This is a genomic window from Vibrio rubrogenes (genome assembly GCF_059641415.1).
This window is the reverse complement of sequence record NZ_JCARSY010000001.1, coordinates 19,205-33,742: the sequence shown is the minus strand read 5'-3', so window position 1 is coordinate 33,742 and position 14,538 is coordinate 19,205. Positions and strand designations below refer to the sequence as shown.

At 46.7% G+C, this 14,538-nt stretch carries 14 protein-coding genes; 4 read left to right on the top strand and 10 right to left on the bottom strand.

Features of this window, described 5'->3' with window-relative positions; translation table 11 throughout:
- Positions 1 to 11 precede the first annotated feature (11 nt).
- The 7 genes from AC55NX_RS00145 to AC55NX_RS00115 form a co-directional block, all read right to left on the bottom strand.
- Positions 12 to 605, bottom strand: coding sequence for a LysE family translocator (locus tag AC55NX_RS00145; RefSeq protein WP_496993929.1), 594 nt, complete (start codon positions 603 to 605; stop codon positions 12 to 14).
- Between the two features lie 45 nt (positions 606 to 650).
- Positions 651 to 1,490 (bottom strand): AraC family transcriptional regulator, encoded by an 840-nt coding sequence (locus tag AC55NX_RS00140; protein WP_496993928.1) that lies wholly within the window; start codon positions 1,488 to 1,490, stop codon positions 651 to 653.
- 185 nt (positions 1,491 to 1,675) lie between these two features.
- Entirely contained in the window at positions 1,676 to 2,662 is a 987-nt protein-coding gene (gene oppF / locus AC55NX_RS00135) for a murein tripeptide/oligopeptide ABC transporter ATP binding protein OppF (RefSeq protein ID WP_496993927.1), read from the bottom strand.
- Complete coding sequence (locus AC55NX_RS00130; protein ID WP_496993926.1) at positions 2,659 to 3,630, bottom strand: ABC transporter ATP-binding protein; 972 nt, start codon at positions 3,628 to 3,630, stop codon at positions 2,659 to 2,661. Before AC55NX_RS00130 ends, oppF begins: the two co-directional genes overlap by 4 nt.
- A gap of 14 nt (positions 3,631 to 3,644) precedes the next feature.
- On the bottom strand, positions 3,645 to 4,547 hold the full coding sequence (gene oppC / locus AC55NX_RS00125) for an oligopeptide ABC transporter permease OppC (protein ID WP_496993925.1): 903 nt from the start codon (positions 4,545 to 4,547) through the stop codon (positions 3,645 to 3,647).
- A gap of 11 nt (positions 4,548 to 4,558) precedes the next feature.
- Positions 4,559 to 5,479: an oligopeptide ABC transporter permease OppB gene (gene oppB / locus AC55NX_RS00120; protein ID WP_059121225.1), complete on the bottom strand. Its 921-nt coding sequence runs from the start codon at positions 5,477 to 5,479 to the stop codon at positions 4,559 to 4,561.
- A 92-nt stretch (positions 5,480 to 5,571) separates the two neighbouring features.
- Positions 5,572 to 7,203, bottom strand: a complete 1,632-nt coding sequence (locus AC55NX_RS00115; protein WP_496993924.1) for an ABC transporter substrate-binding protein — start codon at positions 7,201 to 7,203, stop codon at positions 5,572 to 5,574.
- 547 nt (positions 7,204 to 7,750) lie between these two features.
- Between AC55NX_RS00115 and AC55NX_RS00110 the strand changes: the two genes are divergently transcribed.
- From AC55NX_RS00110 to AC55NX_RS00095, 4 genes are read left to right on the top strand one after another with little or no spacing between them, the layout of a single operon-like run.
- Positions 7,751 to 9,310 (top strand): putative bifunctional diguanylate cyclase/phosphodiesterase, encoded by a 1,560-nt coding sequence (locus AC55NX_RS00110; protein ID WP_496993923.1) that lies wholly within the window; start codon positions 7,751 to 7,753, stop codon positions 9,308 to 9,310.
- A gap of 50 nt (positions 9,311 to 9,360) precedes the next feature.
- Positions 9,361 to 10,317: an HlyD family secretion protein gene (locus tag AC55NX_RS00105; RefSeq protein WP_496993922.1), complete on the top strand. Its 957-nt coding sequence runs from the start codon at positions 9,361 to 9,363 to the stop codon at positions 10,315 to 10,317.
- On the top strand, positions 10,314 to 11,240 hold the full coding sequence (locus AC55NX_RS00100) for an ABC transporter ATP-binding protein (protein WP_496993921.1): 927 nt from the start codon (positions 10,314 to 10,316) through the stop codon (positions 11,238 to 11,240). Before AC55NX_RS00105 ends, AC55NX_RS00100 begins: the two co-directional genes overlap by 4 nt.
- On the top strand, positions 11,237 to 12,340 hold the full coding sequence (locus tag AC55NX_RS00095) for an ABC transporter permease (protein WP_496993920.1): 1,104 nt from the start codon (positions 11,237 to 11,239) through the stop codon (positions 12,338 to 12,340). Before AC55NX_RS00100 ends, AC55NX_RS00095 begins: the two co-directional genes overlap by 4 nt.
- A 121-nt stretch (positions 12,341 to 12,461) precedes the next feature.
- On the opposite strand, the gene AC55NX_RS00090 is transcribed toward AC55NX_RS00095, so the two are convergent.
- The 3 genes from AC55NX_RS00090 to AC55NX_RS00080 all read right to left on the bottom strand — a co-directional run bounded on the left by AC55NX_RS00090 (position 12,462) and on the right by AC55NX_RS00080 (position 14,139).
- The gene (locus AC55NX_RS00090; protein ID WP_496993919.1) at positions 12,462 to 13,130 is read right to left on the bottom strand and encodes an HAD-IA family hydrolase; all 669 of its coding nucleotides are present in this window, start codon (positions 13,128 to 13,130) and stop codon (positions 12,462 to 12,464) included.
- 216 nt (positions 13,131 to 13,346) lie between these two features.
- On the bottom strand, positions 13,347 to 13,862 hold the full coding sequence (locus AC55NX_RS00085; RefSeq protein WP_496993918.1) for a cytochrome b/b6 domain-containing protein: 516 nt from the start codon (positions 13,860 to 13,862) through the stop codon (positions 13,347 to 13,349).
- Entirely contained in the window at positions 13,855 to 14,139 is a 285-nt protein-coding gene (locus AC55NX_RS00080) for a PepSY domain-containing protein (protein ID WP_496993917.1), read from the bottom strand. The genes AC55NX_RS00085 and AC55NX_RS00080 overlap by 8 nt, the downstream gene beginning before the upstream one ends.
- Positions 14,140 to 14,538 lie beyond the last annotated feature (399 nt).

Genomic DNA, 14,538 nt, shown 5'->3' with positions numbered 1-14,538 from the left:
TTGAGAACAGTCTACCAGACTTTATAGATGTGCTCATACCCGATACTGAACGCTGTATAAACTAAGAGTAAAGCCAATAGTCGTTGTACACGCTGCAACCAGAGCGCATTCAAAAGGTGTTTGCCGACAATCCCGCCAATGACCGAATAACTCCCGGGAGCACATCCGGCAAACAGTGCGAGTGCGACAGACCAATATATGATCTGTCCTCCCGTCATGTTTTGTGCCGGAAATTGAATCGTTGCAATTGGCAGTGTCGCAATTAGCCCTTTGGGGTTGAATAGCTGCATTATAAGCCCGTTTTTGAATGAGAGCGTGAATGAGGTGCGTTGTTTGAGCGTCACGGACGAGCGCATCAGTTGCCAGGCGAGATATAGAATGTAACTGCATCCGCAGAGTGCAATGTAGGGGAGAATGTCATCATTGATGAGCGTGTTACCAATATAACTTAAACTCACAAATAGGATGAACATCGCACAGGCAACACCGCAGAAAAATCCAAAATGACGGCGTGTTTGCCCCTGCATACCGCCATTGAGGCTGAGTAGATTCACCGGGCCGGGGGAATACATGATCCCCAAAGCATAAGTCCATATTTCGAGCATAGGATTACTGACCTTTTTATGTTATCAGGGTGATGATATCGTCGGTTAGCGCTGTGACATCAGACTGAGTTGCGTTTGATACTGTTTCGGTGTCATACCATAGAGTTTTTTGAAGCGGCGGTTCATGTGACTGACATCCGCAAAACGAAACATTTGCGCAACCGTCGAGGCTGGAAGACCGGACTCAAGCGCTTTTTGTGCCCCGTTGATACGGCAGTTGAGTACGTACTGATGAGGTGTAATTCCAAACTGTGCCCGAAACAAGCGAATGAAATGGTATTTTGACATATTGGCGACAGCAGCAATGTCATCAATGACTAAATCATTTTGGTACTGACTGTGAATGAATGATTTGGCCCGGTTGAGTAATATATCCTGACGGCGTTGCGGTATTGCTTCACGTAATGCGCCCGACTTTGTGACCAGCGTATGTGCTAAACGAAAGAGAGCCAATTCCTGTTCGATTTTCGAATGGCAACCGCTGTTGACGATGCGGACAAAGGTCAGAACCTGTTGCTTGAGAACCAGATCATCAAATAATACACCTTCCACACGGACAATGTGATTCGGCTTCACACCCAGTGAGAGAAAAAGCTCATGAAATGTCTGAGGGTGGATATAAGTCATCACATATGACAAATCCGTTGCACCGCCAGAGTGTCCATCATGAACATCATCAGGATTGAAGAGCATGACGCCACCGGGAAGGTTTTGATGGAAGCGGCGACAGCAAAAGAAATCTTGTCTGCCCTGTAATGTCACACCCAAAGAGTATTCTTCATGCGCATGTTTGTCATAACTGAAGTCATTCATACTGGCAGTCAGTATCTTGACACCTTGAAGCGCGGTACTGTTTTCAAATTTGAAATGATTGCCTGTTCGCATATGAATACCTAACTTGCTGCGTATCACTTTTATTTTATGATAGAAAAGTCAACTTAGGAAAACTTGAACAAAATTGCTGAATTTGGCAGGGCAGTGGTGCTGATTTGATGAGGTATCTTTATGGGTGAACAGAAACCTGAAGACGATGATGGAGAACTCTCCGTCTTCAGGTGTTCGTTGATGAATCAGAGCACGATAGGGCAGGCTACCGCATGGTGTTCGTCGCCACTCAGGACGGGTTTATTCTTAGCACATTGCGGTTGCGCTTTCGGGCAACGGGTGCGGAACACACAGCCTGATGGTGGATTGATTGGTGACGGGAGATCCCCTTCCAGCATCTGAATTTTTTTCTGCCGTTCCAGATTTGGATCGGGAATCGGCACCGCCGTCATCAAAGCAGTCGTATAGGGATGCTTTGGGGTTGCAAATAGCTTATCTGCTTCACCAATCTCGACCACATTGCCCAGATACATCACCATGACCCGGTCAGAAATATGCTTCACAACTGATAAGTCATGAGCAATAAATACCAGACTTAACCCAAGTTCTTTTTGGATCTCTTTGAGCAAGTTAACAACTTGCGCCTGAATCGAGACGTCCAGGGCTGAAACGGGCTCGTCACAGATGATCATTTTCGGCCGTAGAATTAAGGCTCGGGCAATCCCAATCCGCTGACACTGCCCGCCGGAAAATTCATGCGGATAGCGGTTAATGACATTCGGCAGTAACCCGACGCGCATCATCATCTCTTTGACCCGATCTTTGACTTCCAGAGAGGAGAGTTCCGGATAAAATGTCCGAAGTGGTTCGGCAATGATGTCGCCAATCGTCATCCGCGGATTGAGCGATGCCAATGGGTCCTGAAAGATCATCTGAATATCTTTACGGGTTTCCCGTCTTTGCACGGCTTTCATCCGGGTCAGATCTTGACCGAGCCAGAGCACTTCACCTTCCGTTGCATTTACCAGTCCGATAATTGCGCGGGCAAAAGTTGATTTACCGCAACCGGACTCACCGACCACTCCCAGTGTTTCACCTTCATAAAGGCGGGCATTCACCCCATCAACTGCTTTGAGTGTGGAGGGCGGTGACCAAGGCCAAGCCGACTTTGAGGCGATCTGGAAATGAACTTTCAGATCTTTGATATCAAGTAGTAAGGGTTTCTGATTCATTTTTCCCAAGTCTCCCAGTCAGAAAAACAGGCCCGTTGACGTTGATTGCCAAACGTTGTGAGGGCTGGTGTTTCATGTTTACAGCGTTCTGTGACCCGATGGCATCGTTCCTGATAAGGACAGCCGGGTGGAAGCCGGAGTAGATTGGGTGGGTTGCCCGGAATGGTGGGGAGGACGTCTCCTTCCGTATCCAGACGGGGAATGGCTCGAAGCAGCCCTTCTGCATAAGGGTGACTCGGCTGATAAAAAATCTCGTTGACGCTGCCGTATTCCATGGTTCTGCCCGCGTACATGACCAACACTTTCTCACAAGAACCGGCGACAACACCGAGATCGTGGGTAATCATGATAATGGCTGTGTTGAACTCGGATTTCAGTTCGTTAAGCAGATCCATAATCTGCGCCTGTACCGTCACATCTAACGCGGTCGTCGGTTCATCTGCAATCAACAGTTTCGGACGACACAGCAGTGCCATGGCGATCATGACCCGTTGGCGCATTCCTCCGGAGAACTCATGCGGGTACATGGTGATACGTTTCCGCGCTTCCGGGATTTTAACTGCGTCCAGCATCCGAATTGATTCTTCAAATGCTTCTGCTTTTCCCATCCCTTTATGCTTCATCAGCACTTCCATGAGCTGTGTGCTGACTTTCATATAGGGATTCAGCGAAGTCATCGGATCCTGAAATATCATGGCAATCTGCTCTGCGCGAATTTTGTTGAGCGCCTTTTCTGGCAGATTCAGGATTTCTTTGCCTTCAAATCGGGCGCTGCCGGAAACTTTACCATTTTTCGCCAGTAGTCCCATCATGGCAAACACCGTCTGAGATTTCCCGGAGCCGGATTCACCGACAATTCCCAGCGTCTCGCCTTGTGTTAATGAAAAATTCAGATCGTTGACGGCCGTTACGGTGCCATCCGGTGTCGAGAATTCAACCCGTAGATCTTTTACATCAAGTAAGTTCATACAGTGCTCCCGGATTATCTGTCTTTCGGATCGAGTGCATCACGCAATCCATCGCCAACATAGTTAAAACAAAATAGTGTCACAATCATAAATGCGGCAGGAAACGCGAGCTGCCAGATTGCCAGATCCATCGTATTTGCGCCTTCTTGCAGCAAGGCACCCCAGCTTGTCCGCGGCTCCTGAACACCCAGGCCAAGAAAAGAGAGGAACGATTCAGTCAGAATCATCGTCGGGATGAGCAGCGTCGAATAGACGACCACAATGCCCAGCACGTTCGGAACGATATGGCGAGTGATAATATTCCACTGGCTGACACCACAAACATGCGCGGCTTCAATAAACTCTTTACTGCGTAAGCTCAGGGTTTGTCCCCGGACAATCCGTGCCATATCCAGCCATGAGATCGCACCGATAGCCACAAAGATGAGCAGGATGTTACGCCCAAAGAAGGTCACCAGAACGATGACGAAAAACATAAATGGGATGGCGTATAAAATTTCTAGCAGACGCATCATCACACGGTCTACCCGCCCCCCGATATACCCGGAAGTTGCACCATAGAGGGTACCGATAATCACGGCAACCAGTGCACCCAGAATCCCCACTGCCAGCGAGATCTGACCACCAATCAACGTCCGGACATACAGATCCCGGCCCAGCGCATCCGTGCCGAACACATGTTCAGCCGAAGGGGCAGCGTTCATCGCATACCAATCGGTATCCTCAAAACTGTAAGTGGCCGTATAAGGCAGAATCAGCACCGCTAAGGTAATTAAAACCAGAATAACCAGACTGACCATGGCTGCTTTGTTGCGCAGAAAGCGCATTCTGGCGTCTTGCCATAAGCTTCTTCCTTCAATTTCCAATTGCTCGCTAAATCGTTCCAGCGCTTGGATGTTCTCTTTATTTCCAATCATGTCTTTGTCTCCTAGTAGCGGATCTTCGGATCGATATAAGCAAGGAGAATATCGACGATCATGTTGAACAAAATAAACAAGAATCCAATCAGGATAGTAATCCCGAGTACCAGAGAATAATCCCGGTTAAAGGCTGCGTTCACGAATAGCTTCCCGATTCCCGGTAAGCCAAAGATTGTTTCGATGACCACCGAACCGGTAATAATGCCGACAAAAGCGGGGCCCATATAAGAAACAACCGGTAACAGCGCTGGCTTTAATGCATGACGAACAACAATGTAACCATAGCTGAGGCCTTTGGCTTTCGCGGTGCGGATAAAGTTACTGTTGAGGGTTTCAATCATTGAGCCTCGGGTAATCCGGGCAAACGTTGCAATATAAAGCAACGACATACCGAGAACGGGCAGTGCCATATATTGGAACGAGCCGTCATTCCAGCCCCCGGCCGGTAACCACTCTAAATTAATGGCAAAGATAAAGATCAGTATCGGTGCAAAGACGAAAGAGGGGATAACGATACCCAACATGGTTGTTGCCATTAATGAATAGTCCAGCCAAGTGTTTTGCTTCAGGGCTGCGATCGTGCCAATCGTCACGCCGAGAATGATGGTAAAGACAAAGGCGGTTACCCCGATTTTTGCTGAAACTGGCAAGGCTTTTCCAACCAATTCATTGACACTGAAATCTTTATATTTAAAAGACGGACCAAAATCGCCATGCAAAATATTTTTCAGATAAGTGAAGTATTGAACCATGATGGGTTTATCCAGCCCATACTCGGCATTGATATTTGCCAGGACTTGGGGTGCTACAGCTCGCTCTGAAGAGAACGGGCTGCCGGGCGCAAAGCGCATGAGAAAAAACGATATTGTGATCAGCACCAGTAGCGTCGGTATGGCTTCCAATATCCGTTTAGCAATGAATTTAAGCATAAACTCACTCTTGTGTATTTTTAATTGCAACTGTGAAATGAAAGGCTGTATGACGTCTGTCATACAGCCCTGTATGGATGACTCGGAATCAATTATTTGGCTTTGATATACATATCCCGAGTGTAAGTAATATCTCCCGCATTATGGATTGGATAGCCACCGACATAAGGCGCGAGTAAGTGCGCTTTCACATATTGGTAAGTCGGTGCAACTGGCATATCCTGCGCAATCAACTTCTCTGCCTGAGCATAGTAGTCGGCACGTTCAGCGTCAGATGTGCTCAGCATCGCTTTTTCCATGACATCGTCATAGGCTTTGCTTTGATAGTGAGCATAGTTACCGCTGTTATTGGAGAGCATTTGAGAGAGGAAGGTGGATGCTTCGTTATAATCACCACACCAAGCGTCGCGAGCGACTTCGAAGTTACCCTGACGACGGTTGTCCAAGAATGTTTTCCATTCCTGATTTTCCAGATTGACATTCACACCCAAGGTTTGCTTCCACATCGACTGAATCGCAGTGGCAACCTTTTTATGGTTGTCAGACGTGTTGTAAATCAGCGTCAGTGTTAATGGGTTACTCTTGTCATAACCTACTTCCGCTAAGAGTTCACGAGCTTTTTGATTGCGCTCTTTCTGCGTCCACTGACCATATTCCGGCATCGGTGGGGTGAAACCGGCAGTAATATCTGGTGTAAAGGCGTAAGCGGGTTTCTGTCCTTGCCCCATGATGGCCTTGGTAATGATATCCCGGTCAATTGCATAGGAGAGCGCCTTTCTGACACGAACGTCATCAAATGGCTTCTTCCGCATATTGAAATCGTAGTAGTAGTTACACAGATATCCGGTGACAGAAACTGATTCCGGGTGCTCTTTCTTGAGTCGCTTAAAATGTTCAACCGGCATTTCGTAGGTAGAATCCATTTCACCAGCGAGGAATCGGTTCATTTCTGCGTTTTGACTTTCAATTGGCAGGTAAGTGACTTTATTGATGACGGTTTCAGCGTCATTCCAGTAAAGCGGATTACGTTTGAGCACTAAACGCTCGTTGACGACCCACTTTTCAGGGACGTAGGCGCCATTGCCGACAAAGTGTTCAGGGCGGGTCCATTTACTGCCCCATTGTTCAATAACCTTACGTGGTGCCGGGAATGTTGATTGGTGAACCAACATTTTGACAAAGTAGGGGGTGGGCTTATCGAGATGGACTTCAAGTGTGTGTGTATCGATCGCCTTAATACCCAGCGTCGATTTATCTTTCTTACCGGCAACGATATCTTCTGCATTGACAACATTGCCTAACTGCAAATATTCAGCATAAGGTGAAGCGATTGCCGGATCGACAAGACGTTGCCATCCGTAAACGAAATCATCTGCTGTGACGGGGTCACCATTTGACCAACGTGCGGTTTTACGCAGATGAAAGATAAATGTTTTGTTATCTTTGGTTTCCCATTTGTCGGCGACACCGGGGACAAGATTACCGTAGCCATCTTCATTGACCAAACCTTCAAACAAGTCTCTGTCAACGTTAGCACCGGGAACTCCATTCACCTTCTGCGGATCCAGTGTTTCGATTTCTGATCCATTTCCCCGGACCAATTCTTGTACTGGGGCAAGTTTTGTTCCTTCCGGAACGTGTGCTGCATAGGATGGTAATGTTGTGCCGGCCAAAGTCAGGCCAAATCCCAGTACCATTGCTCGGGAAATCTTATTTTTATTCATGTAAAACTCCAGATTTTGTGTGATGACATCCGTGATCGTATTTATAAAGCGTATGTCGATGATATAGATACCCAAATGAATGAAAGAAACACAGGGTTCGAGATCTTCGACGAGCTGACTTTATTCACCCAGCCTACTTTACAAATATCCTGTTACCCTAGCAACTTTTAGATGAATTTACCATTTAGTCGGTGATGAATTAATAATTTAACCTTTTTAAAACTTTAATTATGGTGTTTTATTTGGTTTTTATTAAAGAGGGTGGCTGGAATAATTTCATGAAATCCATTTCATCAATATTTTATATGGTAAGCCTTATTAGGGGGGGATCCTGTTGATGGGAGGACAACGATATTTTTATCTACTATTGCTGGATATTTGAATAGCATAGTATTTTCTTTACTCAATAACCTTGTCAATAAAGTGGCAATCTGGTCTACGCTTTACATAGGGTGGCATTGGTTTGACCAGTGTTGAACGAATTTGTCTCTCAAGGGTATCAGGATTCACTTGAGGTGGGTGTGCTCCTCCAAAATGATAAATCACCATGAAACAAAAATACATGCAGACCAGTCTGGAAAAAGAAATTCGGCAACGTGCAAAACGAGACTTTTTCTATATCTGTGTTATTGCTCTGATATTGTCTTTCATCTCTTTGATGACCAAAGTGGATCTGTTTGAACAGCTCTATTTTTTTAGTCGCCAACATGAACATTGGGAAATGGACGAGATTACGTTGATTGTCTTATGGTTTGGTCTGGGTGGGGTTTTCTATGCTTATCGTCGGATGCAGGATTTACGCGACCTTCTCCATGAAGTGTCGGATAAAGCTTTTTTCGATCAGGTGAGCCAATTGCCAAACCGAGTCTATTCGCTGGAATGTTTAACACAAATGTTACACCGGGCCGAACGGTTGGGATGTCGGGTGGCCGTTATCTTTATTGATCTGGATAATTTCAAAATGGTCAATGATACCTATGGTCATGCGAAGGGCGATCTGTTATTGCAAGTATTCGGTGAGCGGCTGCGTCATTCGATCCGTAAAAGTGATATTGTCGGGCGTTTAGGCGGAGATGAATATCTAGTTTTACTCGAATTGGCAGATGAAGATGAGCTTGCGCCTATACTGGAGCGAATTAAATCAATCCAAGAAGAATCTTATCGTTTGGATGAAAATGAGCTGTCTTTACGTTTTAGTACCGGTGTGGCGATTTATCCTTATGACGGTAATACAACAACAGATTTACTCAAAGCCTCTGATATCGCTATGTATCATTCCAAAGTCACCAGAAGGGGACAAATTGAGCTCTATACACCCGGTATGGCTGAGACGTTATATGCCCGTTACCAGCTTGAATCTGATCTGAAAACAGCACTGCAAAATAAAACTTTTTATATGGAGTATCAGCCACAGCTATCACTGGAAAGTGAACAAATCATCGGATACGAAGCGCTCATCCGTTGGGAGTTAAATGGAAAGCAGATCCCGACCATTCAATTGATTCAGATTGCCGAAGAAACCGGTCATATCGAAGAAATCGGTTTATGGGCGTTATATCAGGCACTTGAAGATGCGCAATCTTTTTTGCGATCGGATCAGCGGCTGGGGGTGAATATCACATCGCGTCATTTTTGGATGAGTGATTTTGTTTATCAAATTCAGCGGGCATTATCGATCTATGAGTTTTCCCCGCATCAGCTTGTTTTAGAATTGACCGAGTCGGCATTAATCTGTGACATATTTGACGATGTCCGGCAGAAGATCACTGAGTTAAGAGATCTTGGTATTCATGTGGCTATTGATGATTTTGGGATTGGTTACTCTTGTCTGAGACGGTTGAAAGATTTACCGATCAGTTGTTTGAAAATTGATCAACTATTTACCCATGCGCTGGTGAATTCAGAACGGGATCGATATGTGATTGCAACGTTGATTTCCATGGCAAAGCATCTCAACTTGTCGATCATAGCTGAAGGTGTAGAATCCAAAGAACAATTGGAGCTGTTACACCAGATAGGATGCCATATGGCTCAGGGCTACTATATTGGCGAACCAACATCCTTAGCAGCATTGGTTGAGCGGATGAAGCCCTCATCTGGCTTGTAAAGTTTTCACCTGACGGACAAAACGCTTATCTAAATTGTGGAGAAGCATCAATGCAGCGACTGATTTACTATACCATCCTGATGATTCTGCTTACCGCTTGTCAAACTGATGAAGATAACGTTGCCTTGGGGACTTTAGAACGTGATCGAGTCACTCTGACTGCAACGGCTAACGAAATTATCCGTGACTTACCGGTGAGAGAAGGGGCGCCAGTGACCCAAGGGCAGGTATTGGTGCAACTCGATCGGCAACGTCAGGTGATGCAGTTGGCACTGGCCGTCGCTGAACAGGCGCAAGCAAAAGCCTATTTGCAGAAACTCACCAATGGAGAACGTCCGGAAGACATTGCGACTGCACAAGCAGATGTCGTTCGTGCTGAAGCACGTTTTATTGAAGCAGAAAAAAATTATCAGCGTACCCGTGAGCTGGTCGCAAAGAAACTTAGCAGCCAGTCGGAAAAAGATAGGGCGCTGGCTAACCGAGATACAGCCAAAGCTGAGTTGAATGCTGCCAGAGAAGCATTTGCTAAACTGACCTCAGGTTCCCGGTTGGAAGATATCGAACAGGCGAAAGCGGCACTGGATGCCGCAACCGCTGGTGTGATGTTACAACAGCACCAACTGAATGAGTTGACGATTGTCGCAACACGAGACGGGGTTCTGGATAGCCTGCCTTATCAACTTGGAGAACGGGTGATGGTCAATCAGGCGGTTGCCGTGATTGAAGCTGATCGGGTGCCTTATGCCCGGGTTTATGTGCCAGCGCGATATCGAACTCAGGTGACTGCCGGGTTGATGGTCAATGTCCATGTCGATGGTGTCGAAAAGGTCTTTCGGGGAAAAGTTCGTCGCGTATCGGATGAACCCGCTTTTACCCCTTACTACGCTTTAACGGAGGAAGAACGCTCTCGGTTGATGTATCTGGCTGAAATTGATTTGGATGATTCGGCGCAATCGCTGCCTTCCGGCATTCCGGCCCAGGTTGAACTCGAAGGGCTCAGACCGTGACAACGTATGCAATTGAAGCGGAAAATGTTGTGAAGCGATTTGGCGATTTTACTGCAATTGAGGACGTCCGGTTACGGATCCCGAAAGGTTCGATTTATGGCTTTCTCGGACCGAATGGTTGTGGCAAGTCAACCACGATTCGGGTTCTCACTGGTTTATTGCATCCTACGTCAGGGCAGGTGAATGTTCTGGGACTGGATATTCCCCGGGAATCAGAACGGCTGCGGTTGAAAATCGGTTACATGACACAAAAATTCTCACTCTACGATGACCTCACTGTCGAAGAAAACTTGCAGTTTATCGGGCAGATTTTCGGTATGGGTCACCGGCAGCTCAGACAGCGTCTCACTGAGCAGCTCCGGACCTATGGGCTGGATCAGCGTCGCAAGCAACGGGTCAGCGGGATGAGTGGCGGGCAGAAACAGCGTTTATCTCTGGCCGCTGCAACCATGCATCACCCTGAACTGCTATTTCTGGATGAACCGACGTCAGCCGTCGATCCGGAAAACCGGCGAGAGTTCTGGGAGCAACTGTTTGATCTCTCCGCGCTGGGGACGACCATTCTGGTCACATCCCACTATATGGATGAAGCTGAACGTTGTCATCGATTGGCGATTATGGATTCTGGCCGGATTCGCGCCGACGGTGAACCGGAGCAACTCATGCGTGACATGGGTGTGCGTGTGGTGGAAGTCCGGGCAGAGAACCTCCGGGGATTGAAAGAACATTTACTGACGCTGCCTCAAATCCGTTCTGCCGCCCAATTAGGGATCCGACTACGCGTGCTCATTCAACAAGATGTCGCAGCACCGGTCGAGTGGTTGAAAGCTCAGGTGCCGACATTGGTGAATGCAGAAATTGCCGTAGTGCGCCCCTGTCTGGAAGACGTATTTGTCAGTGTTACCGGGGATAAACGGCAGTGAATTCTTTATACCGGATGAAAGCCGTGATGGTAAAAGAGTTGCGTCAACTTTCTCGGGATCGGATTACATTCGGCATGGTTGTGATGATCCCATTGATTCAATTGATTTTGTTTGGTTTTGCGATTAATACCAATGTTCGTCATGTTCCGGTTGCGGTGGTGGACCTAAGTGAAAGTGTAACCGGCAGAATGCTGACTGAAGCGGTGCGGGTGACTCAGGTTGTGGATATCACCAAGCACTATGCGACAGCCAAAGAAGCGGAACAAGCCATTCACCGGGGGATTGTCCGGGCGGCAATGATTCTGCCGAAAGATTTGGATCAGCGTTGGGTTCAGGGGCGGGTGTTGGGTCAGTGGATTGTCGATGGTTCCGATACGATGATCAGTTCGGCAGTGATGGGACTACAGCATATGTCATTGAGCGAGCTCGGCCTACAGAATAATCGTGCTCAGGCACCAGCGCAGACATTTAATGTCGCACTTTATTACAACCCGAGCCGACGCTCGGCCGTCAATATCGTTCCCGGATTACTCGGCGTGATTCTCACCATGACCATGATTCTGTTTACCAGTGCTGCGATTGTTCGCGAGCGGGAACGAGGTAATCTGGAGCTATTGATCACCACACCGGTTCACCCGATGGAATTGATGGTCGCGAAAATTATTCCTTATATATTTATTGGTCTGATTCAGGTGTGTATTATTCTGGGATTGGGCCATGTTATTTTTGATGTGCCGATTCACGGGGCATTCAGTCAGATTCTGTGGGGAACGTTATTATTTATTTCAGCCAGTTTGACGCTGGGATTGATGATTTCAACGATTGCAACAACCCAACTACAGGCGATGCAGATGACCGTGTTTATCTTACTGCCTTCGATCTTGCTGTCCGGGTTCATCTTTCCTTACGAGGGAATGCCTGTGCTCGCGCAGTGGATTGCCGAAGTTTTACCCGCGACACATTTTATGCGGATGATTCGGGGCATTGTTCTCAGAGGTGCAGACCTGATCGATTTGTGGCGCGACACACTATGGATGATTGGATTTACCCTGCTTGGCTTAGTGGTTGCCTCCATGCGGTTTAAGAAATCTTTGGATTGAGGTTTCGCTCACAGTCTGTTTTCTCAATAAAAATTAATCAAAACAAATAATTAGATATAAAATAATGGCAAGTCCTATTGACTTGCCATCAATCGTTTATCGACTTAGATTTTCGCAGTTGTTACAACGGCAGATGTAGCCGAAAACCTTCGCTATCTTGTTCCAGTGCCAGTTGGGTATAGTCTGAAATGGTGCTCACGCCCAGTAATACTTGTGCATCTTGTACCTGTGTGAGTAACCCGATGACCGGACATCCGGCTGCCAGCCCGGATTGTACTCCCGCAACAGCATCTTCAAACACCAGACATTCCTCTGCTTTCAAACCGAGAGCCTGCGCACCGAGTTGGTAAGGTTCAGGATCCGGTTTTCCACGGGTAATCTGATCGGCGGTAATGACGATTTCTGGTTTGGGTATATTGGCCGCTTTGATTCTGGCATGAGCTACCGATTCATTACCGGAAGTGACAATCGCCCATGGTACATGGAGATTGTTCAACTGATGTAGAAAATCAATGGCTCCCGTGATCGGGATGATCCCCGCGGTATCTTGTGATTCAGCCTCTTTTAACCAAGCAATCTCTTTCTCTATCTCAGAATGAGATTGGCCCGCCATAAATTTGGCGACTGACTCGCTGGCAGGACGTCCGTGAATATGATGCAGAATGTGTTCTGGATCAAGTGCCTGACGCGTGGCAAATGCTGTCCAGGCACGCTGAACGGCTGCGATTGAATCAATGAGAGTACCATCTAAATCGAACAGACAAGCGCGAAAATGAAATACAGTGGACACAAGGACTCCTTGATGAAGGTGAGCTGGGTTGACAGGCAATCGTGATATTCCTGTCAACGTATCATAACTGTAAATAAGGATAACTTGAAGCGAGGTCTTGGCGATGTGAATACATCATCGTTGTTTCATGGCTGGCGACAGAGTGATGCAGACGGGGTTCTTGTCGAGATAAATAGAGCCCCTATAAATAGAGGGGCTTTATACGATGATAGTTTGCTAGTCTTTGTGGCGCCACAACATGGTTCTGACGTAAGCAAATTGTGTCAGCTTACTCATCAGGATGATGGCACACACGTGGATGGTGACCGCACCCATCGTGGCATTGGCAAAAAATTCATGGATCTCAATCATCCAATCTTCTCCCCAAAACCAGTCGGTTTCAGATAACCATCCCGTTGTGGCGGTACTCAGAATGAGCAACCACATTAGCCAGATCATAATCGCACCGGCTGGATTATGACCGACATGCTCATCTTTTTTGGTCACCAGTACCTCTTTGAGGTGTTCCAATGCCTGAGGAACCGAAGGCTTGAACGCAGATAATCGTGCCGGAGAACGGACTATCAGCCCCCAAAGCAGACGAATACCAACGACAGCGATGACTGTATAGCCAACCCACTGGTGTAACTGACTGCCTTCTTCTGTCAGAAAGTAATTGGATAAAAACAGGGCTGCTGTTGTCCAGTGCGTGATTCGGACGACAATATCCCAAATGAACGGTTGTTTAGTCATCTTTTTCCTCTTTTACGACACGCATATCAACCGGGTTGTAGTAAATCTCAACTCGGTTTTTGTGGGAGTCATAGCCGTAGAGCTCATAACAGCCGGTGTGGGTTTTCTTAAATTTTTTAATCTGATATCCCATTTCAACAACCTGTGCTTTGGCTGTTTCAAAAGGTATCCAGGATGATTCTGGCTGTTGAGTACACTGCGGGTCAGCAAAAACCAGAGAAGAAGCTGTCGCTGTCGCGAATAAAGTAGCCAGACGGATCAACGTTGTTTTTGACATTATTTATGCTCCTGTTGCATCTTAATGAATTGTGCCTTTAACCCGGCTGATTATGTGCCAGTAAACTTAAGAACGGCTTAAGAGATTCACAGCACCTGCTGTTAAGAGACATCGAAAGTCAATATCGATTTAGTTCAGGGAATCAATATTAGCAACAAGAATAGTTTGTTTATTCCGCTTTACAGTATCCCATCTCATAGCAGTAAGATTCGCTGTGACGGAAGATTGCAGAAAACTATAGTGGATGTTTTTTTGAATGATAGTTGAGAGAGTACTCTAGATTGTATGACTTGACCGAAAAACTCATTTTTTACAAAGAGCGGTCGATTGCATCAGCGACGTTATGAATCACAGTATGTCATATCATATATTAAATGTTGTACTTTCACTCGTTTATGT

What these genes read in the sequence shown, in the direction of transcription:
- AC55NX_RS00115 (WP_496993924.1), bottom strand. Translation starts at nt 7,203, where the DNA reads ATGAATAAAAATAAGATTTCCCGAGCAATGGTACTGGGATTTGGCCTG.
- oppB (WP_059121225.1), bottom strand. Translation starts at nt 5,479, where the DNA reads ATGCTTAAATTCATTGCTAAACGGATATTGGAAGCCATACCGACGCTA.
- AC55NX_RS00105 (WP_496993922.1), top strand. Translation starts at nt 9,361, where the DNA reads ATGCAGCGACTGATTTACTATACCATCCTGATGATTCTGCTTACCGCT.
- AC55NX_RS00085 (WP_496993918.1), bottom strand. Translation starts at nt 13,862, where the DNA reads ATGACTAAACAACCGTTCATTTGGGATATTGTCGTCCGAATCACGCAC.
- AC55NX_RS00145 (WP_496993929.1), bottom strand. Translation starts at nt 605, where the DNA reads ATGCTCGAAATATGGACTTATGCTTTGGGGATCATGTATTCCCCCGGC.
- AC55NX_RS00110 (WP_496993923.1), top strand. Translation starts at nt 7,751, where the DNA reads ATGAAACAAAAATACATGCAGACCAGTCTGGAAAAAGAAATTCGGCAA.
- AC55NX_RS00080 (WP_496993917.1), bottom strand. Translation starts at nt 14,139, where the DNA reads ATGTCAAAAACAACGTTGATCCGTCTGGCTACTTTATTCGCGACAGCG.
- oppC (WP_496993925.1), bottom strand. Translation starts at nt 4,547, where the DNA reads ATGATTGGAAATAAAGAGAACATCCAAGCGCTGGAACGATTTAGCGAG.
- oppF (WP_496993927.1), bottom strand. Translation starts at nt 2,662, where the DNA reads ATGAATCAGAAACCCTTACTACTTGATATCAAAGATCTGAAAGTTCAT.
- AC55NX_RS00140 (WP_496993928.1), bottom strand. Translation starts at nt 1,490, where the DNA reads ATGCGAACAGGCAATCATTTCAAATTTGAAAACAGTACCGCGCTTCAA.
- AC55NX_RS00130 (WP_496993926.1), bottom strand. Translation starts at nt 3,630, where the DNA reads ATGAACTTACTTGATGTAAAAGATCTACGGGTTGAATTCTCGACACCG.